Annotated in this window: 17 protein-coding genes and 2 riboswitches; of the genes, 5 read left to right on the top strand and 12 right to left on the bottom strand. The window is 74.8% G+C overall.

What is annotated here, in order from left to right:
• Positions 1-51: 51 nt before the first annotated feature.
• The gene (locus tag ACWGSR_RS34920) at positions 52-1,056 is read right to left on the bottom strand and encodes an ABC transporter substrate-binding protein (RefSeq protein ID WP_453572905.1); all 1,005 of its coding nucleotides are present in this window, start codon (positions 1,054-1,056) and stop codon (positions 52-54) included.
• Between the two features lie 87 nt (positions 1,057-1,143).
• Here ACWGSR_RS34920 and ACWGSR_RS34915 point away from each other — a divergent pair, with 87 nt between their 5' ends.
• Positions 1,144-2,337 (top strand): YncE family protein, encoded by a 1,194-nt coding sequence (locus tag ACWGSR_RS34915; protein ID WP_453572902.1) that lies wholly within the window; start codon positions 1,144-1,146, stop codon positions 2,335-2,337.
• Between the two features lie 35 nt (positions 2,338-2,372).
• On the opposite strand, the gene ACWGSR_RS34910 is transcribed toward ACWGSR_RS34915, so the two are convergent.
• Together ACWGSR_RS34910 and ACWGSR_RS34905 are read right to left on the bottom strand one after the other, a co-directional pair.
• Entirely contained in the window at positions 2,373-2,855 is a 483-nt protein-coding gene (locus ACWGSR_RS34910; RefSeq protein ID WP_376242012.1) for a hypothetical protein, read from the bottom strand.
• Between the two features lie 30 nt (positions 2,856-2,885).
• Positions 2,886-3,104 carry a hypothetical protein gene (locus tag ACWGSR_RS34905; protein WP_366374465.1) on the bottom strand — a complete coding sequence of 73 codons (219 nt, stop codon included), beginning with the start codon at positions 3,102-3,104 and terminating at the stop codon, positions 2,886-2,888.
• 381 nt (positions 3,105-3,485) lie between these two features.
• Between ACWGSR_RS34905 and ACWGSR_RS34900 the strand changes: the two genes are divergently transcribed.
• Positions 3,486-4,706 carry a metallophosphoesterase gene (locus ACWGSR_RS34900; protein ID WP_453572898.1) on the top strand — a complete coding sequence of 407 codons (1,221 nt, stop codon included), beginning with the start codon at positions 3,486-3,488 and terminating at the stop codon, positions 4,704-4,706.
• A gap of 86 nt (positions 4,707-4,792) precedes the next feature.
• Here the strand turns inward: ACWGSR_RS34900 and ACWGSR_RS34895 are convergent, their stop codons facing one another.
• From ACWGSR_RS34895 to ACWGSR_RS34880, 4 genes are read right to left on the bottom strand one after another with little or no spacing between them, the layout of a single operon-like run.
• A complete protein-coding gene (locus ACWGSR_RS34895) occupies positions 4,793-5,449 on the bottom strand; it encodes an SDR family NAD(P)-dependent oxidoreductase (RefSeq protein WP_453572896.1) in 657 nt (218 codons plus the stop codon).
• 31 nt (positions 5,450-5,480) lie between these two features.
• A complete protein-coding gene (locus ACWGSR_RS34890; RefSeq protein WP_453572893.1) occupies positions 5,481-5,801 on the bottom strand; it encodes a hypothetical protein in 321 nt (106 codons plus the stop codon).
• The gene (locus ACWGSR_RS34885) at positions 5,711-8,983 is read right to left on the bottom strand and encodes a tetratricopeptide repeat protein (RefSeq protein ID WP_453572890.1); all 3,273 of its coding nucleotides are present in this window, start codon (positions 8,981-8,983) and stop codon (positions 5,711-5,713) included. The genes ACWGSR_RS34890 and ACWGSR_RS34885 overlap by 91 nt, the downstream gene beginning before the upstream one ends.
• A 17-nt stretch (positions 8,984-9,000) precedes the next feature.
• Positions 9,001-9,489 (bottom strand): hypothetical protein, encoded by a 489-nt coding sequence (locus ACWGSR_RS34880; RefSeq protein WP_376242023.1) that lies wholly within the window; start codon positions 9,487-9,489, stop codon positions 9,001-9,003.
• A 252-nt stretch (positions 9,490-9,741) separates the two neighbouring features.
• A riboswitch (cobalamin riboswitch) is annotated at positions 9,742-9,968 on the top strand.
• A 51-nt stretch (positions 9,969-10,019) separates the two neighbouring features.
• Here ACWGSR_RS34880 and ACWGSR_RS34875 point away from each other — a divergent pair.
• Both ACWGSR_RS34875 and cobF read left to right on the top strand, forming a co-directional pair.
• Positions 10,020-10,472, top strand: coding sequence for an acyl-CoA thioesterase (locus ACWGSR_RS34875; protein WP_376242025.1), 453 nt, complete (start codon positions 10,020-10,022; stop codon positions 10,470-10,472).
• Between the two features lie 158 nt (positions 10,473-10,630).
• Complete coding sequence (gene cobF, locus ACWGSR_RS34870; RefSeq protein ID WP_453572886.1) at positions 10,631-11,461, top strand: precorrin-6A synthase (deacetylating); 831 nt, start codon at positions 10,631-10,633, stop codon at positions 11,459-11,461.
• Positions 11,462-11,464: 3 nt separating this feature from the next.
• Here cobF and ACWGSR_RS34865 read toward each other — a convergent pair whose 3' ends face one another.
• From ACWGSR_RS34865 to ACWGSR_RS34845, 5 genes are read right to left on the bottom strand one after another with little or no spacing between them, the layout of a single operon-like run.
• Positions 11,465-12,310, bottom strand: coding sequence for an ECF transporter S component (locus ACWGSR_RS34865; RefSeq protein WP_453572883.1), 846 nt, complete (start codon positions 12,308-12,310; stop codon positions 11,465-11,467).
• On the bottom strand, positions 12,307-13,980 hold the full coding sequence (locus ACWGSR_RS34860) for an ABC transporter ATP-binding protein (RefSeq protein WP_376242031.1): 1,674 nt from the start codon (positions 13,978-13,980) through the stop codon (positions 12,307-12,309). The genes ACWGSR_RS34865 and ACWGSR_RS34860 overlap by 4 nt, the downstream gene beginning before the upstream one ends.
• Positions 13,977-15,161 carry an energy-coupling factor transporter transmembrane component T gene (locus tag ACWGSR_RS34855; RefSeq protein ID WP_453572880.1) on the bottom strand — a complete coding sequence of 395 codons (1,185 nt, stop codon included), beginning with the start codon at positions 15,159-15,161 and terminating at the stop codon, positions 13,977-13,979. The genes ACWGSR_RS34860 and ACWGSR_RS34855 overlap by 4 nt, the downstream gene beginning before the upstream one ends.
• A gap of 4 nt (positions 15,162-15,165) precedes the next feature.
• Complete coding sequence (locus ACWGSR_RS34850) at positions 15,166-16,107, bottom strand: hypothetical protein (RefSeq protein ID WP_453572877.1); 942 nt, start codon at positions 16,105-16,107, stop codon at positions 15,166-15,168.
• Positions 16,104-18,902, bottom strand: coding sequence for a prenyltransferase/squalene oxidase repeat-containing protein (locus ACWGSR_RS34845; protein WP_453572875.1), 2,799 nt, complete (start codon positions 18,900-18,902; stop codon positions 16,104-16,106). Before ACWGSR_RS34845 ends, ACWGSR_RS34850 begins: the two co-directional genes overlap by 4 nt.
• A 327-nt stretch (positions 18,903-19,229) precedes the next feature.
• Positions 19,230-19,357: riboswitch (cobalamin riboswitch) on the top strand.
• 122 nt (positions 19,358-19,479) lie between these two features.
• Here ACWGSR_RS34845 and ACWGSR_RS34840 point away from each other — a divergent pair.
• Positions 19,480-20,892, top strand: coding sequence for a hypothetical protein (locus ACWGSR_RS34840; RefSeq protein ID WP_453572872.1), 1,413 nt, complete (start codon positions 19,480-19,482; stop codon positions 20,890-20,892).
• Positions 20,893-21,024: the final 132 nt, after the last annotated feature.

Genomic DNA, 21,024 nt, shown 5'->3' with positions numbered 1-21,024 from the left:
CGGCGCGGTCCGCCGTACGGTCCGGCGCGGCGGGCGCCGGGGAGGGCGTCCTCACCGCAGCGCGGCCGTGGCCTCGTCGAGGACGATGCCCAGCGAACGGGTGCCGCGTCCCTTGGCCCACACCTCCGGGTCCACCTCGTGGACGTGGCCGTCACGGACCGCCGGGATCTTGCTCCAGAGGGGGTTCTTCGCCAGTTTCTCCGACAGCTTGCCGTTCGCGTCGCCGAAGCTCATCGTCTCGACGAACAGCACGTCGACGCCCCGGGCGAGGATCTCTTCGAGGCTGTAACTGCCTTCCACGCCACGGGACTTCCACGGGTAGTCGGCGATCGCGGGGAACAGGCTGGCGGTCACGTCGCCCTCGGGAGTCGCGACGCCGAAGTTCTCGTCGTTTCCGTAGATGACGAGGGCGGTCTTGTCGCTCGGGGTCCTCCGCGCCTCGGCGAGCTTGGTCCGGAAGGCCTTCTCGGCCTTCTCCCCCTCGGCGGTGCGGCCGGTGAGGGCGGCGGCGTCGCGCAGGTACCCGACGCTGTCCTCCCAGGTCTCGGGCTGCATCGGCCAGAACGTGGTGGCGCCCTTCAGGGCGGGGGCGAGCTTGCCGTGGGTGTCCCCCAGGCCGATCACGAGGTCGGGCTCGTGGGAGAGGATCGCCTCCACCTCCGGTGCGATGAACCCGCCCGGGACGACGGCGACCTTTCCGGCCCGCTCCTTCCCCAGGAAACCGGGGTGGGCGAGCAGGGCGCTGTTGGTGGCGGTCGGGACGATGCCGAGTTCGGTCAGGATGTCGTCGCAGAGCGCGAACAGGCAGACGATGCGCTCCGGCTTCTTCCCCGGGGCGACCTCGACGCCGTTCACGTCGGTCAACTCGGTCGTCGCCCTGATGGGTTCGACGGTGGCGGCGCCCCCGGCCCCCGTGGCGGACCCGGACTTCCCCTGGGACGGTCCGGCCTTGTCGCTCGCGGGCCCGCCGGCCGACGAGCCGCAGCCGACCAGGACGGAGCCCACCACTGCCGCGGTGAGCCAACTACGGACGAATCTCGACGGTGCGTGCGGCATCGACGCCCTCGCTTCTTCTTCGGAAACCTGGAACGCACCGAACATACATGATAATCGTTTTCACTAAACAGACCATCGGAGGACCCCATGACCGCTGCCGCACTGCTCGTCTCCGACCACGTGGACGGAGCCGTGTACGCGCTGTCCGTGCCGGACGGCACGGTCACGGGACGCCTCACCGGACGTCATCTCTCCGAGCACGCCGGGTTCCTGGCGCTGCCGGGGGGACGGGTGGCCTGCGTCGACGACCGCCGGGGAGAGCTCCTGGTGCTCGATCCCTTCGGCGAGGAGCTGGTGGAACGCGCGATCCCGGTGGCCGTCCCGGCCGAGCACCTCGCCTGCGACCCGTCCGGGCTCCGGCTGGCCGTCACCACCGGTCTGGGGAGGAACGGCGAGCCGTGGTCGGACCTGCTGACGGTCGTCGACCTGGCCACCGGGGAGACCGCCCGGGTGCGCACGCGCGTCGGCGAACCGGGCGTGACGGTACTGGGCGACGGCGATCCGCTCGTCGTCCTGCGGCACCGGGAGCCCGGCGCGCTGGCCGTCCACCGGTTCGCGGACCTGCTGGCCGCGCCGCCCGGCTGCCCGGTGGTCACGCCGCACGCGCTGCTTCCGCTGCCGGACGACGGGCACGGCGACGCCCAGGACCCCGGCTCTGGGCGGGTGTTCGCGGCGACGGGCGCGGGGGTGCACACGGCACGGAGGAAGGGCGACGGGCTCGTGGCCGGACCGGTGATCCCCTGGGAATCGCCCGCCCGGGGCTGGTACCTCCGCCTCGACACCCGCCGGCGGGCCCTCTGGAGCACGCTGCGCGGCGGCGACCCGGACCCGCTGCGATGGCCGGACTGGACCAACCGGGCGTGGCGCCACGACCTGGGGACGGGCCGTACGCTCCTCACCGAACTCGGCCCCGGCCTGGTCTTCCGGCTGGCCCTCGCCCGCGACCGCGCCGCCTTCACCCGCGTCCACCCCGACGGCGACGAACTGGTGTTCCTGGGCGACGCCGGCGCCCTCCGCCGCGTCCCCCTCCCCGCCATGTCCGGCGCCCCGAGGCGCGGCGGCACGCCCTGGGAGGGCGTCCAGCGCCGCGCGGTGGCCGCCTCACCGGGCGCCGACTGGGTGGCCGTGACCCGGGGCGGCCACGGGGAGGTGCACCTCTTCGACGCGCGGACGGGCCGGGAGACGGCCCGCCCGCGGCTGGACACGCCGCTGCACCACGGCGGTCACGCGGCGCTGTTCGGCCGGGACGACGGCGCCGACGGCGACCCCTTGGGCCGCTGAAGGAAACCCTCCGGGGGCCGCGCCCCGGGAAGCGGCTACCGGTACGCGGGTTCGGCCCGCGCCATCCACTCCTCCAGCTGCTCGCGGGTGGTGGCGGGGTCGGCGACCAGCGCGCCCAGGTCGTCGCCCTCCACGACGGTGGTCGCCACGGCCGGGCACCGGCGGCAGCCGTCCACGCCGATCTGCGCCCACCACTTGCAGTGGGCCCGCAGATGGCACCGCGGCACGTTCCGGTCCTCGTCCGCCGGCGTGGCCGCCACCCGCTCCACCAGGGTGCAGTCGTTGCCCCTGCGGTGCAGGCACTCGCTGACGCAGTGCGACGCGAAGCGCAGTACCCGGGTCGGCTCGACGTCCTTCGGGACGACCGGGAGGACGTCCCGGGCCGGCACAGGGTCGGCGAGGTACACGACCTCGCCGTCCCGCCCGGAGCGGACGCCCAGCACCACCGCCTCCGGCGCGTCGGGTCTGCCGCTCGGGCACCAGGTCCTGCTCTTCCCGGAACGGTCCGCGGTGCTCATCTCCACCTCCTCGTCGGTCCGTCGCGTCCGCTACACGATCTGTCCGGCGCAGACCGGAAGGCAGTCGGCGGCGAGGCGCTCCTGCGCGACGGCCTCGGTGAGGTGCGCCCGCAACTGCGCCGAGCTGATCTGCTGCGGCTTGGGCGACGACGGCTGCGCGGCCGCCGTGCCCGATCCGCCGAGAAGGAGCGCGGCCGCGGCGGCTGCCGCCGCGGCACCGCCGACGGCGGAACGACCCGAGTACGTCATGACGAAACCTCCTGGGTGTGCCCTTGTGGAAAGGGGGTGTACGAGGACGGTAGGGCGCCTTCGCCCCCCTCGGCGGCAGTTCCGGCGGCGGCTTCGGGGCGGGTTCCGGCACGGAAGGACTGCCGCACCGGGCGCCTCGCCCCCGGTTCCGGTGCCGCCCGCTCACCGACGGGACCGGCACCCGGCGGACGGCCCGTCCCGCGACGGCGGACAATGGGGTCTCCGAGAGACTCCGGCGGCCGGGCCGGAGCGGGATCGGGGTGTGGACGGCGGATCGCGCCGGGACCCCCGGGCGGACGGCCGGTACGGCGACCGTGCCGTGGCCACCGCCCGGCCCCGCCCCGTACACGATCCGCCGGACGGACCCCCAGGAGGGCGAGCGTGACCGAGACCAGCGACACCCGATCCGCCGACGGCGAGGCGCACCAGGCGTCACGGAGCCGTCTGCAACGCCTGATGCGGTACGTCCCCCTGATCGCGCCCGTCCTGCTGTGGACCGTGCCGTGCTGGATCCTCCTGCACACCGGTCAGCACTGGCCCTCCCCCGTCGCGGCGGTCGGCACCGCGCTGTCCGTCCTCGGTCTGATCGGCATGCCGCTCGCGATGACGCGCGGCCACGGCCGGCGCCAGCGGGACCGGGCGGCGATCGTCGGCGACACGCTGCTGGGCGGCGTCTGGGTCCTGTTCACCTGGTCCGTCCTGCTCGGCGTCCTGCTGCGGCCCGCCCTGGCCGTGGCCGGTGTCGGCGACGGCCAGGACCGGGCCCGCATCGTCACCTGGGCCGTCCTCGGCACGACCGCCGCCCTGCTCGCCTGGGGGTACGCCGAGGCCCGGCGGGTGCCGCGCGTGCGCCGGCTCGACGTGGAACTCCCCCGTCTGGGAGCCGGATTGGACGGCACCCGGGTCGCCCTGATCACCGATACCCACTACGGCCCGCTCGACCGGGCCCGCTGGTCGGCACGGGTCTGCGAGACGGTGAACGCCCTGGAGGCCGACCTGGTCTGCCACACCGGAGACATCGCGGACGGCACGGCCGAACGCCGCCGCGCCCAGGCCGCCCCGCTGGGTACGGTGCGGGCGACCCGGGCCCTGGTCTACGTGACCGGCAACCACGAGTACTACAGCGAGGCCCAGGGCTGGGTCGACCTGATGGGCGAGCTGGGCTGGGAGCCGCTGCGCAACCGCCACCTGCTGCTCGAACGCGGCGGCGACACCCTCGTGGTCGCGGGCGTCGACGACGTCACCGCCGAGTCCTCCGGCCTCGCGGGCCACCGTGCCCACCTCGACGGGGCCCTCCGGGGCGCCGACCCCGGTCTGCCCGTCCTCCTCCTCGCCCACCAGCCCAAGTTCGTCGACCGGGCGGCGGCCGCCGGCATCGACCTCCAGCTCTCGGGCCACACCCACGGCGGCCAGATCTGGCCCTTCCACCATCTGGTCCGCCTCGACCAGCCGGCCGTCGCCGGTCTCAGCCGCCACGGCGCGCGCACCCTCCTCTACACCAGTCGCGGCACCGGCTTCTGGGGCCCGCCCTTCCGCGTCTTCGCCCCCAGCGAGATCACCCTGCTCGTGCTCCGCTCCCCGCAGCGGTCCGCCTCGTCCTAGGGCGTGTCCGGCCCCGTCCGCCGGACCGCGAGAAGCGAGGAGAGGACAGGAGAGGGAAGGAGAGGCGTCGCGGCCGTCCGTGTGTCTCAGCGCCGGGTGATCCACCCGGTCCCGGTGACCCGAGTGATGGCGTCGGGGACGGTGGTGCCGCGGAAGCCGATCCGGTCGACCAGCGGGCGGACGAGACCGGGTATGCGGGCGGGCAGCGCGTTGCGGCGCGGTGCGACGATCATCGGGGAACGGCGCTCGATCCCGGTCACGACGGCGTCGACGACCTGCTCCAGGGGGATCATCTTCCACAGTCCGGCCCGGTTGCCGCCCCAGAGCGTGGTGCCGGCGGCGTCGGCGTGGACGTCGTCCATCATCGGGGTCCTGAAGAACGTCGGGTGGGCGCTGCCCACGCCCACGCCCTCGTGCCGCGGTTCGAGCCGGGTGGCGTCGCACAGCGCCCGGACCCCGGCGTTGGCGACGACGACGTCGAGGCGGCCGAAGTGGTCGGCGGCCGCGTCGGCCGCCGCCCTGAGGCCGTCGAGGTCGCGTACGTCGGCGGCCCGGCCCCGCGCGACCGTCTCCGGCCCGAGGTCGGCGGCCCGGCGTTGCGCGAGGTCGCCGTCGAGGTCGAGGAGGTCGAGGAGGGCGAGGTGGGCGCCGCGGTCGCGCAGGGCGCGTGCGAGGGCCGTGCCGAGGCCGCCGGTGGAGCCGGTGATCAGCACGGTGCGGCCTGCGAGGTGGTAGCGGGGCATGGTGGACCCTTCGGTGGAGGGGGTGGCGCGCTCAGGCGACGGGCACGTGACGGGTGAGGAAGGCCAGCTGGTCGGTGACGTTGCGCTCGAAGTCCTCGCCCACGTAGACGTCGAAGTGGCCGGCGTCGTAGAGCTTGATCTCGCCCCTGGGCGCGCGGGCCGCGTACTTCTGGGTGGGTCCCGGCGGTGCGACGGAGTCGCGCTCGCAGACGGCGAAGAGGATCGGGCAGGCGACGTTCGCGGCCCGGCGGCCCGGGTCGCTCAGCGTCCGCGCCCGGCCCGCTTGGCGGACATCAGGCGCTCGCGCGCTTCTCGCGTCAAGGGGTGGTTCTCGCCGAGGGCGCGACGGCACATGAGGAAGGTCCGCTTGTACAGGCGCCGGGCCCGGCGCCGCAGTCCGACCGCCTGGCACATGCCGGCCAGACTCAACCGGGTGGCGAGGGTGTCGGGATGGTCCTCGCCCAGGAACGTCCGCTGCCGCTCGAACGTGTCCCCGAGCAGGGGGAGGGCACGGCCGAAGTCCCCGGAGGAGGCCTGGACGACCGCCAGGTTGTGGCGGGTGACGAGGGTGTGCGCGTGGTCGTCCCCGAGGGCGCGGGCGCACGCGGCGGCGTTCTCCTCGTGGAGCAGTACGGCCCGGGGGAGGTCGCCCGCGTCCCGGTACGTCCCGGCGAGATTGTTGCGGAGGGCCAACGTCTCGGGGTGGTGGGGGCCGTGCGCCTGCTCCCGCCCGTGGAGTGCCTGCTCGAAGAGGGGCGCGGCCCGGTCGGGCCGGCCCGCGAGCCGGTGGGTGTACGCGAGCATGCCGAGAACGGCGAGGGTGTCCTCGTGGTGCGCGCCGAGGACCCGGGACCGCGCGCGGAACGTCCTCTCGTACAGCGGGACGGCCCGGTCGAAGTCGCCCGCCTCGCGGTGGGTGTCGGCGAGGTGCCTGAGACTGGTGAGGGTGTCGGGATGGTCCTCGCCCAGCGAGCGTTCCCGTACCCGGAGGACCTCTTCGAAAAGGGGGAGGGCCCGCTCGGGAGCGCCCGCCATGAGGTGGGCCACCGCCAGGTTGTGGCGGACGGTGAGCGAGCCGGGGTCGTCCTCGTCCAGCCGGCGGTCGCGGACGGCCCGCTCGAACAGCGGAACGGCCCGGTCCGCGTCGCCGACGGCCAGGAGTCCGTAACCGATGTCGGCGCCGCGGGTGTCGGGGCGCCCCTCGTCCCCGGCCGCCGCCCCACCGGGACCGGTGCGGTCCGTGCGGAACGCCGCCGGGGTCCCGCCACCGGCCGGCGGCTCCGGTCGAGGAGCGGCGAGGCGCAGCGCCCGGTCCGGGTCGCCGGCCGCCCGGCAGGCGAGGGCGAGGGCGACGCGGGCCGCGCGGGTCGTGCCGTGGTCCTCGCCGAGCACGCGCTCCATGACCGGCAGCACCTCGTCGAACAGCGCGACGGACCGGCCGGGTTCACCGGCCTCCCGGTACGCGCCCGCCAGGTTGCCCCGTGCGAGGAGGGTGTCGGGGTGCTCCTCGCCCAGGACGCGTTCCATGTCCCCGAGGATCCCCTCGAAGAGGCGGACGGTCTCGCGCGGGTCCTCCGACGCCGTGCGCGCGGCCGTCAGGTTGTTCCGCGTCACCAGGGTGAGGTGGTGGTCCCCGCCGAACGCGCGGACGCAGGCGCCGAGGTTCTCCTCGTACAGGCGGACGGCCTCGTCGTGTCGTCCCGCCGCCCGCCACGTACGGGCGAGGGTGTTGCGCGCGGTGAGGGCGGAGAGGTCCCCGTCGTCCTCGGACGGGCCGGTGGACGAGTCGGGGAACGAGCCGTACGCGGACGCGGGATCGTCCCCGAGCAGGGCGAGCGCCTTGTCCTCGTCGCCCGCGGCCCGGTAGGCGTCGGCGAGGTTGTTGCGGCTGGCGAGGGTGAGCCGGTGCGTCGCCCCCAGCACGCGTTCCTCGTCGCGCAGGGCCCGCTCGTACAGGGGGATGGCCCGTTCGACGTGTCCCGACGCCTCGTGGGCGTGCGCCAGGTTGTGGCGGCAGGCGAGCGTGTGGATGTCGTCGTGGCCGAGTTCCCGCTCGTGGTGGTCGAGGGACCGGCGGAGGTGCTCGGTGGCCCTGGCCGCGAGTCCCTGGCTGATGAGGAACACGCCGGTGTGGTCGAGGAGCCGTGCCGTGGTGCCGGTGTCGGCGGACGGCGGCGTATGGCCGGCCAGGGCGTCCATGTGCGGGAGCAGGGTGCGGCCGGTCGGCCAGGTGGCGGGGTCCTGCCAGTCGGTCGGCCGGACGACGGCCTCCAGCGCGGCGGTCGCGCGCCCCCGGGCCTCGGTGACGAGGCCGGGCGCGCGGTGCGGGTCGTCGGTGTCGGAGGTCCGCGCGACGGACTGGACCAGCCGGTGGACGGAGAGGGCCCGCGCCGCGGGATCGACGGTGATCATGCTGTACGCGTTCAGGACGCCGATCGCGTCGACGACCCCGGCCGGCGCGTCCTCGTCGTCCAGGAGCCCGGTGGGGATGCCGTCGGGCGCGTACCAGGCCAGGGTGCGCAGCATGTCGGCGGCCTGCGGCCGCCGTTCGCGGATGTCGTCCAGGGTGACGCGCCAGATGCGGGCGATGGTGCGTTCGTGGACGGTGAAGCCCTCGCCGCCCCGCTGGTACAGCGGGCCGGGGTTCCGCCGGAGCAGGCCCAGGTACGCGCCCGGGGTCAGCAGGGGGTTCTGGGCGAGGTAGGCGGCGGCCTGTTCGACGGCCAGGGGGAGATGGCCCAGGTCCGCGCAGAGTTCGGCCGCTCCGGAGAGGTCCCGGCCGCCGCCGACGGTCGCGATGCGGGTGAGCAGGGCCAGCGATTCGTCCGGTCGCAGGACGTCGAGCCGGATGACCTCGCCGGCGTCGTGCCACACCGTGGCGAGCCTGCTGGTGACGAGAAAACGCCCGTGGGGCAGGCGGGCCAGGAGCGGGGCGATGTCGGCGACGTGGTTGACGTTGTCCAGGACGAGCAGCCAGCCGCTGTGCGTGGCCAGCCACTGCATCCCGTTCTCGGCCAGGGCTTCCACCGTCAGCGCCTTGGAGACGGCGGGCTGCAGGGCGGTGGCGAGGGCGGCCAGGCCCCGTTCCACGCCCGCCGCGCTGTCGGCGGACATCCACCGGACGGGCGCGAGACGGTGCCTGCGGGCCCGGGTGGCCGCCCAGTGCGCGACCAGCGTGCTCTTGCCGACCCCGCCGAGTCCGTGCACGGCATGGAGCCCCACGCCGCCGTTCCTCTTCATGGCGGCGTCGAGGCGGTCGAGTTCGGCGGTGCGCCCCACGAAGCGGGTGGTGCGGTACGGCGGGTTGTCCAGTCCGGGCCGGGCCTTGACCTCGGACACGGGCCGCACCGCCTCCGGCGGGAGCACCACGCCGGAATGGGCGTGGTAGATGCCCGTGACGGCGATGCCGCCGTGCGTCGCGCTCGCGTTCCCGCTGCCCGTCACCCGCTGTGCGGGGGTGACGCCGCCCTCCGTGCCCCCGGCCGGGGTGTGCGTGCCGGGATCGTGCCCTCTGCTCCATCGCCACCTGGCCATACCGAGGTCCCGGCCGTCTACTCGGTCACGATGCCGCTGACCGCGCTGGACCCCGCGCCGACGGCCTCCGCGTCCCCGGTGTTCACGGCTCGTGCGGCGCGCCCGTCGCCCGACCGCCTCACCCCGGTCACGGCGCTGCCGCCGTCCCGCGCCAGCGCGTTCCCGGTCGCCAGGGCCGTGTCGGCCTCCGGGTCGGCGACGAGGGCCGACAGGGCGCGCAGGTCCCGGACCGCCCGCTCCCGGTCCCCCGCGTCGAGGGATGCGAGCAGGACCTCGAACCGCTCCTGCCACACCCCTTCCTGGCGCGACAGCTCCCGGTCCGGATCCGTGGCGGCGCCCGGCTCGAGCGCCCGGGCCGTCCGGTCCAGCCGCTCCAGTTCGGCCCGCCCCCGCTCCGCGTCACCGCGGCCGAACAGTTCGGCGACCCGCTGCCGCACCGCGTGCCAGGCGTCGGTGCCGGCGGCCTGGACCACCGCCCCGCCGCCCGCCGCGGCCAACGCGGTCAAAGCCTCGGTCAGCAAAGCCCCCACCCGCCCCTCACGTCGCCCCGCCTCTTCTCCCCAGCAACGTACAGGCCCGCTGCCGTACATGGGGTGCGGTTCGAGCCAGTCGGAGCCTTCCGCCAAGGCTCGTCCGCACGGGCCCCGGCCGGGCCGGGAGGGCGTGGCCCGGCCTCGGATCAGGGGCGTCGGGCGAGGGGTACGGACTCCCCGCCCGGCCGGCGGCGACGCGCGGAACGACCCCGTCGGAGTGCGGCGTAGGCTGGTCGCGCAGCTGGTTCGCCCCCGTCCGCCAGGCGGGATGCGTCGCAAGAGGGAACCCGGTGGGAATCCGGGACTGCCCCGCAGCGGTGAGCGGGAACGACCGCCGTCATACGCACTGGCCCCGGGAAGGGGCTGGGAAGCGACGGCCAGTAGGTGTCCTCCGGACCGGTCCGGTGGGCGCGCCCGCGAGTCCGAAGACCTGCCCGCCGCCCGCGCGCCCACACCCCGTGCGCGCGGAACAGCCCCGCCGCGACTCGCGAAGGAGAGTTGACGTGGCCGATCCCACCGTCACCAGCCCCGTTCCCGCCGCCCGTCCCGCCAAGACGCCGGACGACTCCCGGGTCGTCCTCGCCCACATCATGAGCGAGCACGACACCAACCTCTACGGCACCATCCACGGCGGCGTGATGATGAAGCTCATCGACGACGCCGCGGCGGCGGCCGCCGGGCGGCACGCCGACGGCCCGGCCGTCACCGTCTCCGTCGACCGGATGACCTTCCTCGCCCCCGTGCGGGCCGGAGACCTGCTCAGCGTCGAGGCCGGCCTCGAACGGGCCGGGCGGACGTCGATGACCGTCGGGGTCCGGGTGACCTCCGAGCGCTGGAACAGCACCGGCCCCGCCACCGAGGTGGCGACCGCCTTCCTGACCTTCGTCGCCGTCGACGCCGACGGCACCCCGCGCCCCGTCCCCGTCCTCGACGTACCGCTGCCCGGCCTGTCCTGACCGGGCGGACCGCCGCCCCGGCCGTGCGCGGTCACGACCGGAGCGGCGGTCTCCGCGCCCACGGGCGTCGAGCGCCGGGCCCGGACCCCGCCGACCGCCCGCAACCCCGGCGCACGGCCGGCGGACCCGTTCCACGACGGAAACGACCAAGGAGCACCATGACGTCGAGCGACACCCCCAGGCATCTCACGGTCATCGGCATCGGATCCGGGGACCCCGACCAGTTGACGCTCGCGGCGGTGAAGGCCATGCGCCGGACCGACGTGTTCTTCGTCCTCGACAAGGGCCGGGAGAAGTCCTCCCTCGTACGCCTCCGGCGGGACATGCTCGACGAGCACGTCACCGGGCCCTACCGGGTCGTCGAGGCGGAGGACCCGTGGCGCGACCGCTCCCAGGAGGAGTCCGTCCCGTACGCGGAAGCCGTCCACGACTGGCGCCGTCGGCGCGCCGACGTCTGCGAGCGGCTGATCCGCGACGAGACGGCTCCCGGGCAGCGCGGGGCGTTCCTGGTGTGGGGCGACCCGTCCCTGTACGACAGCACGCTGGCGATCCTGGAGGACATCACGGCCCGGGGGAACGTGGCGTTCACGTACGACGTGGTCCCGGGGATCAGCAGCGTCTCCGCCCTCGCGGCGCGCCACCGCATCGGTCTGAACCGGGTCGGCCGGCCGATCCACGTCACGCCCGGGCGGCGGCTCCCCGAGACGGCCGGCAACGCCGACGGCGACATCGTCGTGATGCTCGACGCCCACGAGTCCTTCCGGCACATCGCCGGTGACACCACGTGGATCTACTGGGGCGCCTACATCGGCACGCCCGACGAGATCCTGATCTCGGGCCTGCTGTCCGAGGTCGCCGACGAGATCCGCCGCGCGCGGGCGGAGGCCAGGGAACGCCACGGATGGATCATGGACACCTATCTGCTGCGCCCCCACTCCGACGACGGCGACGACGACGACGGCGACGGCGACGGCGACGGCGACGCATGAGGCCTACGCCCGGTCGGCCCGCGGTTTCGGGGCGTCCTCCTCCTTCCGGAGGGGCCGGGGGGAGAAACGGACCGGGGCCTGGAAGCGGGCCTTGCGGGCGGCCCGGCGGAAGACCGTGAGGACCGCCGGTCCCGCGAGGACGACGCAGACGAAGTTGGTGACGGCTCGGCCCGTGTCCCAGCCGAGGGAGGTGGCCAGGTCGAAGGCCAGGTACCGCTGGAACTGCTCGGTGAACGGGAGCCCCGGGAGATAGGCGATGGAGCTGTTCGGATCGAGCGAGAACGGCCAGAAGGAGAGGTTCAGGAGGAAGCCGAAGAGGTAGCCGGAGAGCGAGCCGTACACCGCGAGCAGGGCGACCTCACGGCGCCCCGTGGCCTTCGGCAGGAAGCCCGCGAGCATGCCGACGAAGGCGCAGCCGAACATCTGGTACGGCATCCAGGGGCCGACGCCGCCGGTGATGAGGGCCGAGGCGAACAGGGACGTGCAGCCCAGGGTGAAGCCGAAGCCGGGGCCGTAGACCCGGCCCGCGAGCACGAGGACGAAGAACACCGTCTCGATCCCGGCCGTGCCCGCGCCGAGGGGGCGGATGGCGGCGTTGACCGCGGAGAGGACCCCCAGCATGGCCAGCGCCTTGGAGTCGATGCCGCCCTCGGCGATCTCGGAGATCACCACGCAGAGCACGATCACCAGGAGCACGCCGAAGATCAGCGGCGGGGCGTAGTGCGAGCCGAACTTGCCGGGCGCGACGAGGAACGGCCAGAAGAAGGCGACGACGCCGAGGAAGGCCGCCATCGCGATGACGGCTCCGGCCCGGGCGCGGATGCGGATGGCGGCGGTGGACGTGCTCATGGGGCCGGGTCCGTTCCGTCGAGGTCGGCGTCGGCGTCGGCGTCGAGTACGGCCGTCAGCTGGTCCACCGTGAGGAAGGGCAGGGGCGCCAGGATCTTCGCGGTCTGGGGGGCGAAGACGGGCGAGGCGACGATGACCTCGGTGGTGGGTCCGTCGGCGACGACGTCGCCCTCCGCCATGACGACGACCCGGTCGGCCGCGCGGGCGACGAACTCCACGTCGTGGGTGGAGACGACGACGGAGCGGCCCTCGGCGGCGAGGGCGTCCACGATGTCGATCAGCTCGCCCTTGGCCCGGTAGTCGAGGCCGCGCGTGGGCTCGTCGAGGAGCAGGACCCGTGGCGCGGCGGCGAGTTGGATCGCCAGGACGAGGGCCAGCTTCTGTCCCTCGGACAGGTCGCGCGGATGGGTGGTGTCGGGGATGCCGGGTGCAAGCCGGTCCAGGAGGGCGCGGGCCGGGACGCCGTCGGCCGCGACCCCGGACTCGGCGTCGGCCTGGTCGAGTTCCTGCTTCACGCTCTCCAGGTAGAGCAGGTCCGTGGGGGTCTGCGGCACCAGGCCGACGAGCCGCCGGGCCTCGGCCGCCGGAAGCTTCCGGGGGTCCCGCTTCCCGGGCCCGTCCGGTCCCCCGACGGAGACGGATCCGGCCTTGCGGGGGCCGGAGCCCTGGAGGGCCCAGAGCAGGGAGGACTTCCCGGAGCCGTTGCGGCCCATCAGGGCCGTGATCTCGCCGCCGCGCAGGTCGAGGTCGACCTCGCGGACCGCCGGCACGCCCTGGTACGTCACGGTGACGCCGCGGGCGGTGAGGAGGGCGGCGCGATCGGTGCCGGGGGCGGGCCGCACCGGCGGAGGGGTGACGCCGCCCAGCCGGGTGCGGAGGGGGGCCGCCGCCCGCCGGGCGTCGCGGACGGAGAGCGGGAGCGGGGACCAGCCGGCGGCGCGGCCGAGTTCGACGACGGGCGGGGCGACGGACGTCGTGCGGAAGACCTCGGCCGGCGGCCCGGAGACCACCCGTCCGTCGCCGGGCAGGTGGAGGACCCGGTCGGCGTACTGCACCACCCGCTCCAGGCGGTGCTCGGCGAGGAGCACGGTGACGCCGAGGTCGTGGACGAGCCGGGTGACGGCGGCGAGCACCTCCTCGGCGGCAGTCGGGTCGAGCGCGGAGGTCGGCTCGTCGAGGACGAGGATCCGGGGGTGGGCGGTGAGCACGGAGCCGATGGCGACGCGCTGCTGCTGCCCGCCGGAGAGCTCGTGCAGGGCGCGGTGGCGCAGGTCGGCCAGGCCGAGCAGGTCGAGGGTCTCCTCCACCCGCTTGCGCATGGTCGCCGGGGGGACCGCCAGCTGTTCCATGGTGTAGGCGAGTTCCTCCTCGACGGTGTCGGTGACGAAGCCGTCGAGGGGGTCCTGCCCGACGACGCCCACGACGTCGGCGAGTTCGCGCGGCGGATGCTCGGCGGTGTCCCGGCCGTCGACCGTCACCCGGCCGTACAGGGTGCCGCCGGTGAAGTGCGGGACGAGGCCGTTGACCGCGCCGAGGAGGGTCGACTTGCCGACGCCGGTGTGGCCGACGACGAGGCAGAGTTCGCCCTCCTCCACGGTCAGGTCGACGTCCCGCAGGACGGGTTCGGCCGTGTCCTCGTACCGGACGGTGACCTGGTCGAAGGTGATCACTCGGTTTCCTTGGTGCGCTGTGCCGGGACGGCCGGGCGGACGGGCTGGCTCGGGGGCGGGGACAGGAATCCCGCGGTTCCCGCCAGGAGGATCGCGGCGGCCGGCACCAGGGGCAGGGTGGGCCAGCTCAGCGGGTAGAGGGAGGGGTTGAGTTCGGCGGCGTCGAAGCCCGCGTTGCCGAAGAGGAGGACGGCCGAGAGGACGCCGCAGCCGGCGACGGCCCACTCGGCGGCCTTCCAGGGGTCGGGCCGGTAGGTGGTGCGGGTGACGCGGCGCCCGCCGAGGCGGAGTCCGGCCACGCACAGCAGGCCGCCGGCCGCCAGGGCCGGGAAGCCGAGGAGGGTGGGGGCGGTGGCGTCGAGGAGCCCGTACGCCCCCGCGCACAGGCCGCACATGCCGAGCAGCATGAGGGCGCCGGTCGTGCGCCGGGAGCGGCGGGTGGCCGTTCCGGCGCGCCCGTAGCCGCGGGAGTCCATGGCGGCGGCGAGGCGCAGGGAGCGTTCGAGGGCGTCCTCCAGGACGGGGACGACGATGCCGCGCAGGGCGCGCAGGCCCTTGGTGCGTCCGGCGCGCAGTCGCCGTGCCCGGTGCACGCGCTGGACGCTCTGGACCAGTTGGGGCGCGACGCTGATGGAGACGGTGACGGCCACGCCGAGTTCGTAGAGGGCGCCCGGCAGCACGCGCAGGGCCCGTTTGGGGTTGGCGAGGGTGTTGGCTGCGCCGATGCAGCAGAGCATGCAGGCGAGCCGCAGTCCGTCGGTGGCGGCGGAGAGCAGCGCCTCCAGGGAGACCGGGCCGCCGATCTGGATGCCCGCGTACCAGTCCGGTGTGGGGATGTGCGGCAGGGAGAAGAGGAAGTGGTCGCGGGGCGTGATGCCGGTGGCGAAGATCGCCCGGAAGACCACGCGGATCGCCACGACGGTGAGGGCGAGGTAGAGGTAGTACGTGAAGCCGCGCGCCCAGGGGGCCTCGGTGCGGCGCATGCTGATGACGTATCCGAGGACCGCGAGGACGAGGAAGAGCAGCAGCGGGTTGTTGGTGCGGCTGACGGCGGTGGCGAGCGCCAGGGCCCAGATCCACCAGGCGACGGGGTGCAGGGTGCGGGGCAGACGGCGGCCGCCCGCGTCCGGCGCGGGGCCGGGCGCGGACGGCTGGACCGCCGCCGCGGTGGTGCGGGGCACGCGGCTACTCCGTACGACGGCGGCGCTTGGCCGCGAACACGGCGGCGGCGCCGATCAGCAGGCCCAGGACCCCGGTGACGACGGCGGGCACGTACGAGCCCGCGTCGTGGGCGGCGTCCGCGGCGGGCGCCGCGTCGACCACCCGGGGCCCGGAGGCGGCGGCCGGGGTGCCGGTCGTCGAGGTGCTCGGGGAGGGGGTGGGCGGGGCGCTCTTCGACGGGCTCGGGGAGGGGGTCGCCGGGGCGGTGGGGCTCTTCGGGGCCGGGGGGACGGCCGGTGCCTTCGTCGTGGGCGGCGCCGGGGCGGGCGGGTTCTCGGGGGCGGGTCCGGTGTCGGTGCCGGGCGGCGGCGGGGCCGCGGTCCGGGTGTCCTTCGGGGCGGGCCCGCCCTTCGGCCGGGTGTTGTGGGCGCGCAGCTGGTCGGGGGTGACGGTCGGGCGCCCGCGGGTGCCCTCGATGTCGGTGCCGCCGAAGATCCACAGGTCGACGCTGCCGGGCTTCGGCTTGTAGAGCATCGCGCCGAGCTGGCTGTACTCCCAGGTGTTCTGGCCCGGGTTCGCGTGCCAGTACGACCAGTACGCGGAGGCCGGCGGGGTGAGGACGCAGTCGTCCTGCCGGGGCGTCGGGTACTGCTTGCCGCCCTGGTGGCCGCTGTAGCCGATCCGGCAGATGAACGCGGGGCCGTCGTGCCCGGTGCCGGTCGTGGCCCAGCCGCCCTGGTTGAGGAGCTCGTACCCGGTGGTGGGGGTCGTGCCGCAGGAGCGGTAGACGGGACCGCCCCAGTGGCTGAAGTCGACGGCGAGGACGACTCCGGAGGAGGTGGTGCACTGCCCCATCGGCTGCGGGGCGGCCCCGGCCGGGGCGGCGGTGACGGCGAGGGCCGCCACCGTCAGCCCCAGCGCGGCCGTCGTGCGGCCGAGGGCGCGTATCCATCGTCGGACGCTCATGCCGGGCCTCCCGAGGTCTCACGGCGGCGGCGGGCGAGGTGGACCGTGCCCCAGCCGGCGAGAACGAGCGCCACGGCCGCGGCGGCGAGGCCGGTGACCCGGGATCCGGTGGCGGCGAGGCTGCCGCCGGTGCCGGAGGCCGGGCCCCCGGTGGAGGAGGAACCGCCGGCTTCGTCGCCCGTGGTGACGATGGCGGGGGCGGAGGGGGATCCGGTCGGGCTCGGGACCGGCTGGGCCGTGGTGCCGCTCAGGTCGCGGGTCAGCACGCCGAAGGAGATGCCGGTGGCTCCGCCGACGGCCTGCGCGGAGGCGCGGACGTCGGAGCCGGGCTGGCCGCCCTTGGCGACGTTGAAGCCGCCGTCCTTGTTCTGCTGCGAGAGCAGGAACTTCCGGGCCTTCGCGAGGGGGACGGCGTACGTGTCGGCGTCCAGCGACAGGCCCTGGATCGCGAGGGCCGCGGAGTTGACGGAGTTGCCGGAGGCGCCGGGGAAGCCGCCGTCGGGGAGCTGCCGGGCGGCCAGCCAGGCGAGGGCCTTGTCGACGGCCGCCTGCGAGGCGGCGTCGGGGAGCAGGTCCACGGTCATCGCGGCCATGGCGGTGGAGTCGACCTCCAGGCCGCTCTTCTCGCCGATGAGGCTGGGCCAGGCGCCCGTCGCGGGGTCCTGGAGGCTCTTGAGGTAGGAGATCGGCTCGGCCGCGGCGGCCGTCTCGCCCGCCCGGACCTGGGCGATGACGCCCAGGGACTGGGAGAAGACGGAGGTCGCGTAGGTGTAGTTGCCCTTGGCCGCGCACTTCCTGGGCTCGTTCGGGGTCGCGGCCGGGCAGACGCCCTCGGCGAGCGCGGCGATCAGGTCCCGTCCGCCGAAGTTCCGGGGGTCGCGGCCCACGGACTCGGCGAGCACCGCCGCCTTGCCGATGAACCCGCCGCCCGCGTACTTCGTCCCGGCCTTGGTCCAGTCGTGGACGCCGCGGCCCGTGCCGTCCTTGCCGCCCTTGTCGAGGAAGTCGACGATGTTGCGCAGGGTGGTGTTGTCGTGGCCGGTGGCGGCGAGCGCGTAGGCGCCGTCGATGGTCAGGCCGTACTCCGCGAAGCCCCGGGTGGACTCGTAGTAGCGGCCCTGGACCAGTCGGCCCGCGAGGTAGGCCGACCCCTTCCTCAGGTCCGGTCCCTCACCGGCCGGGGGGCCGGTCGGAGGGGTGGTGGTCGGCGGGGTGGTGGGGGGTGTCGTGGGAGGGGTGGTGGGCGTGGGCGGCTCGGGCTCCTCGGTGGTCAGCGCCACCAGGTCGCTCTTCGCGCCCGCGACGACGGCCGCGGTGGTGGCGTAGAGCAGCGGGTCCTCGGTGCCCTCCTCGAAGGCGAAGCCGCCGCCGGGGAGCTGCTGCCGGGAGAGCCAGGAGAGGCCCGCGTCCGCGTGGCCCCGGTCGCCGAGGGCCCGCAGGGTCTGGGCGACCCAGCCGGTGGCGTGGGCGCTGCCCGGCGTGCTGTAGGAGGCGGCGGGCCAGGCACCCGTCGGGAACTGGGCCTTCTTGAGCGAGGACCGGGCCCTGGTCACCACGGGGAGGTGGCCGCCGGCCCGCTGGAGGGCGAGCGCGACGAGGGCGGTGGTGCCGGGCTCGCTCTCGCACACCTGGCCGTCGAGGATCAGGAAGCTGGGGAACCCGCCGTCGTCGCACTGGAGTCGGGCGAGGCGGGTGACGGAGTCGGCGGGCGGGGTCACTCCGCCGCTCAGCAGGGCGATGACGGCCAGTGCCTGGCCCTCGGTCTGTCCGGTGGTGCGGAAGTCGCCCCTGGTCGCGCAGCCGGGGACGGGCTGCGGCGCGTCGGCACCGCTGTGGCAGACGTTCGCCACGAGGTCGCCGAGCAGGTCGTGGCCGCCGAAGGCGCGGGGGTCCTTGCCGGTGGCCTCGGCGACGAGCGCGAGGCGGGCGGCGGCGGTGGCGTCCGGGGCCTGGTCCTTCCCGGCCGGGTAGGCGTAGGCCCCGGTGTGCTCGGGCCTGCCGAGGAAGTCGGCGATCCGCCGGGCGGCGGGGCCCTCGCCGTCGGCCGCGGCCAGCGCGTAGGCGACCTCGGTGGTGGCGAGGTAGTTGGGGTCGGTGGCGCCCTCGTCGACGACGCGCTGTCCGTTCGTCAGCCGGTCGGCGAGCCAGCGGGTCGCGGCGGGCACGTCGACGGTGCCCGGGGGCACGTTCGGCGGGGCCGGGTCGCCCGGGGCCGGCGGGTCGCCGCCCTCCGCGCGGACCTCGTCGGGCGTGAACGAGGGCCTGCCCCTGGTGCCTCCGATGTCGGTGGCGCCGAAGACCCAGGCGTCCACGTCGCCCGGCTTGAGGGTGCGGGACATGGCGCCCAGCGGGCTGTAGGTCCACTTCCGCTGGCCGGGCGAGGCGATCCAGTACGACCAGTAGGCGGTGGCCTGCGGGGTGAGGACGCAGTCCTCCTCGGCCGGAGTGGGGTACTCCCTGCCCTTGGCGAAGGCCTTGTTGCCGATGCGGCAGAGGAAGGCGGGGCCGTCGTGGCCCGTTCCCGTCGTGGTGAAACCGGCCGAGTGGAGCAGTTCGTAGCCGGTCGTGGGCGTGGTGTCGCAGCCGCGCACCACCGGGCCGCCCCAGCGGCCGAAGTCGACGGCGACGATGGCGCCGGTCGTGCGGGTGCACCGGTCGATGGGGTCGGCCTCGGCCGGCGGGGCGGTCGTGAGGAAGACCACTCCGGCGCCGAGTGTCACGAAGGAGGCGGTCAGGAGGGACAGCAGTCGCCGTCTCGCTCTCGCCCCCCGCTTCGCCTGCTGTTCGGTCCCCACCGCGGCCCCTCGTCTCTGCCGGGCGGCTGCGTGCGTGGCGATGCGACCCGCACGGCTGTGATGCCGTGGGGAGGCGGCGATGACCACGCCGTAGTCCGCGACGGCGTTCCTTCGTACTCGATCCGGGCCCCAGGCATTCCGGCTCACCCGGGACGAGCCGGGTCTACGGTTGCGGGTCAGCGCCGGAATTCGACCGGCTTCCCCTGGGGCTGAATGCTTATCAGGCGGAGTGCAACACGGATCCGAGCGGGGCGTCAAGGTGCCGTGCGTCTCACTCCGGGGCGCGGGGAGGCACGCGGTCCGCGCCGTCTCCGAGTGGGTGGCGGACCCTTGATCGCTCGGGTAGCGTCCTGGGCTGCCACATGGGGGAATCCGGTGCGAACCCGGAGCTGACGCGCAGCGGTGTGGGACGGCGGAGCCGTCTCCGAGCCCGAATGCCCATACGGCGATGCAGTACAGGAAGCCGTACCACGCGTTTCGGACGGCGGCTCCCCCGGCCACGCCCGGCCGTGCCTCCGCACGGCGACGCCCGGCGTGCACCGGTGCGGCCGGCGTCCGCCGACTCCAGGAGCAGGCCATGTCCCGTCCCCGCACGTCACGCCGGATCGCGCTCGCGGTCCCCGCGGCCCTCGGCGCCCTCGCCCTCGCCACGCTGCCCGCCTTCGCGACCTCGACGCCCGCGCAGATAGCCACCTCCAAGACCAACGGGGTCGCCTACCTCAAGTCCCTCCAGGCGGCCGACGGTTCCTACGCCGGGTCCGGTCTGTCCAACGAGTGGGCGTTCGGCGCCTTCGCCGCCGCCGGCACCGCCGTCGTCGACGTCGCCCCGGGCGGCGACACCACCAAGAACGCCCGGACCGTGTACCGCAACCTGCTGTCCACGTCCGGCTGGCCGTCCGCGTCCCCGGTGGTGACCGACTACGAGCGCGGCACGCTCAACGCGTACGCGGCGGGCATCGACCCGGCCCGCGTCTCCGCCTCGCGCAACCTGATCGCGCACGTCTACTCGTACTGGCAGACGGCCGAGCCGGGCTACTTCGGTCCGTCCTCGAACTTCAACGGCACCGTCTTCGCGGCCCTCGCGCTGCGCGGCGCCAAGACCCAGGCCGGTACCGTCCGCGTCCCCCAGTCGCTCACGGACGCGCTGGTCGCCCGCATCCGCGCGAACCAGCACAACGACGGCGGCTGGACGTACCAGAAGGTCGAGGGCGACCCGACCGCCCTCAACACCGCGAGCGACGTCGACATGACGGGCGCCGCCATGGCCGCCCTCTGCGTCTCCGGCGTTCCGAACACCGACGCGGACGTCGTCCAGGCGAAGACCTTCCTCAAGGGCAAGCTGGTCAACAATTCCGGCGCCTTCAACTCCCTGTACGGGGTGAACACCAGCTCCAACGGCTGGGGGGTCTCCGGCCTCAACGCCTGTGGCATCAACCCGCAGACCGGGGACTTCCTCACCGGTCTCGGCAAGACCCCGGTCGACTTCCTGATCGCGAACCAGTACAACCCGGCCGGCGGCTTCAAGTACAAGCCCGCCGACACCGTGCCCTCCGCCTACGCCTCGATCGACTCCCTGCGCGCGGTGGCCGGCGGCGGCTTCACGGCCGCGCCTCCGGTCCCGGTCACCTCCGGGGCCACGCAGTGGGTCGCCCAGTCCGGCTTCACGTCGGGCACCGCCACCAGGCTGGCGCTGACCGTCGACGACGGGGCCGGGAACCTCAAGGTGTGCTCGGTGGCCTTCACGCCGACGGGCACGACGACGACCCTCGGCGCCGTCCTGGCCGCCGCGACGGGCGGCGCCACCCCGGCCGGCTGCGTCACGAGCGTGACCCCGTCGTCCGGCACCGGCGCGATCACCGCCCTCAACGGCAAGGCCAACAGCGGTACGAACACCTGGAAGGTCAGCGTCGACGGCTCTTCCTTCGCCGGGGCCCTGCGCGAGAAGGTGATCAACGTGGGCGACACCGTCGCCCTGCGCTGGGGAGCCTGATCCCGACGGCCGGGGCCCGGCCGCGGGCGCCCCCCCCCCCTGGCGGGGGGGGGGCGGGGCCCCCACCGGCCCGTCGACGGCGTTCCGCCCGGTGTGTACGCACGGTCAGGACCTCCTGGCCGGCGAATATAC

Source organism: Streptomyces sp. NPDC055632 (assembly GCF_053618675.1).
This window is presented reverse-complemented; position numbering and strand designations above follow the sequence as displayed.

Excerpts from the sequence above, each read along its gene's own strand:
- ACWGSR_RS34920 (WP_453572905.1), bottom strand. The coding sequence starts at position 1,056 with ATGCCGCACGCACCGTCGAGATTCGTCCGTAGTTGGCTCACCGCGGCA.
- ACWGSR_RS34915 (WP_453572902.1), top strand. The coding sequence starts at position 1,144 with ATGACCGCTGCCGCACTGCTCGTCTCCGACCACGTGGACGGAGCCGTG.
- ACWGSR_RS34910 (WP_376242012.1), bottom strand. The coding sequence starts at position 2,855 with ATGAGCACCGCGGACCGTTCCGGGAAGAGCAGGACCTGGTGCCCGAGC.
- ACWGSR_RS34905 (WP_366374465.1), bottom strand. The coding sequence starts at position 3,104 with ATGACGTACTCGGGTCGTTCCGCCGTCGGCGGTGCCGCGGCGGCAGCC.
- ACWGSR_RS34895 (WP_453572896.1), bottom strand. The coding sequence starts at position 5,449 with ATGCCCCGCTACCACCTCGCAGGCCGCACCGTGCTGATCACCGGCTCC.
- ACWGSR_RS34885 (WP_453572890.1), bottom strand. The coding sequence starts at position 8,983 with ATGGCCAGGTGGCGATGGAGCAGAGGGCACGATCCCGGCACGCACACC.
- cobF (WP_453572886.1), top strand. The coding sequence starts at position 10,631 with ATGACGTCGAGCGACACCCCCAGGCATCTCACGGTCATCGGCATCGGA.
- ACWGSR_RS34865 (WP_453572883.1), bottom strand. The coding sequence starts at position 12,310 with ATGAGCACGTCCACCGCCGCCATCCGCATCCGCGCCCGGGCCGGAGCC.
- ACWGSR_RS34850 (WP_453572877.1), bottom strand. The coding sequence starts at position 16,107 with ATGAGCGTCCGACGATGGATACGCGCCCTCGGCCGCACGACGGCCGCG.
- ACWGSR_RS34840 (WP_453572872.1), top strand. The coding sequence starts at position 19,480 with ATGTCCCGTCCCCGCACGTCACGCCGGATCGCGCTCGCGGTCCCCGCG.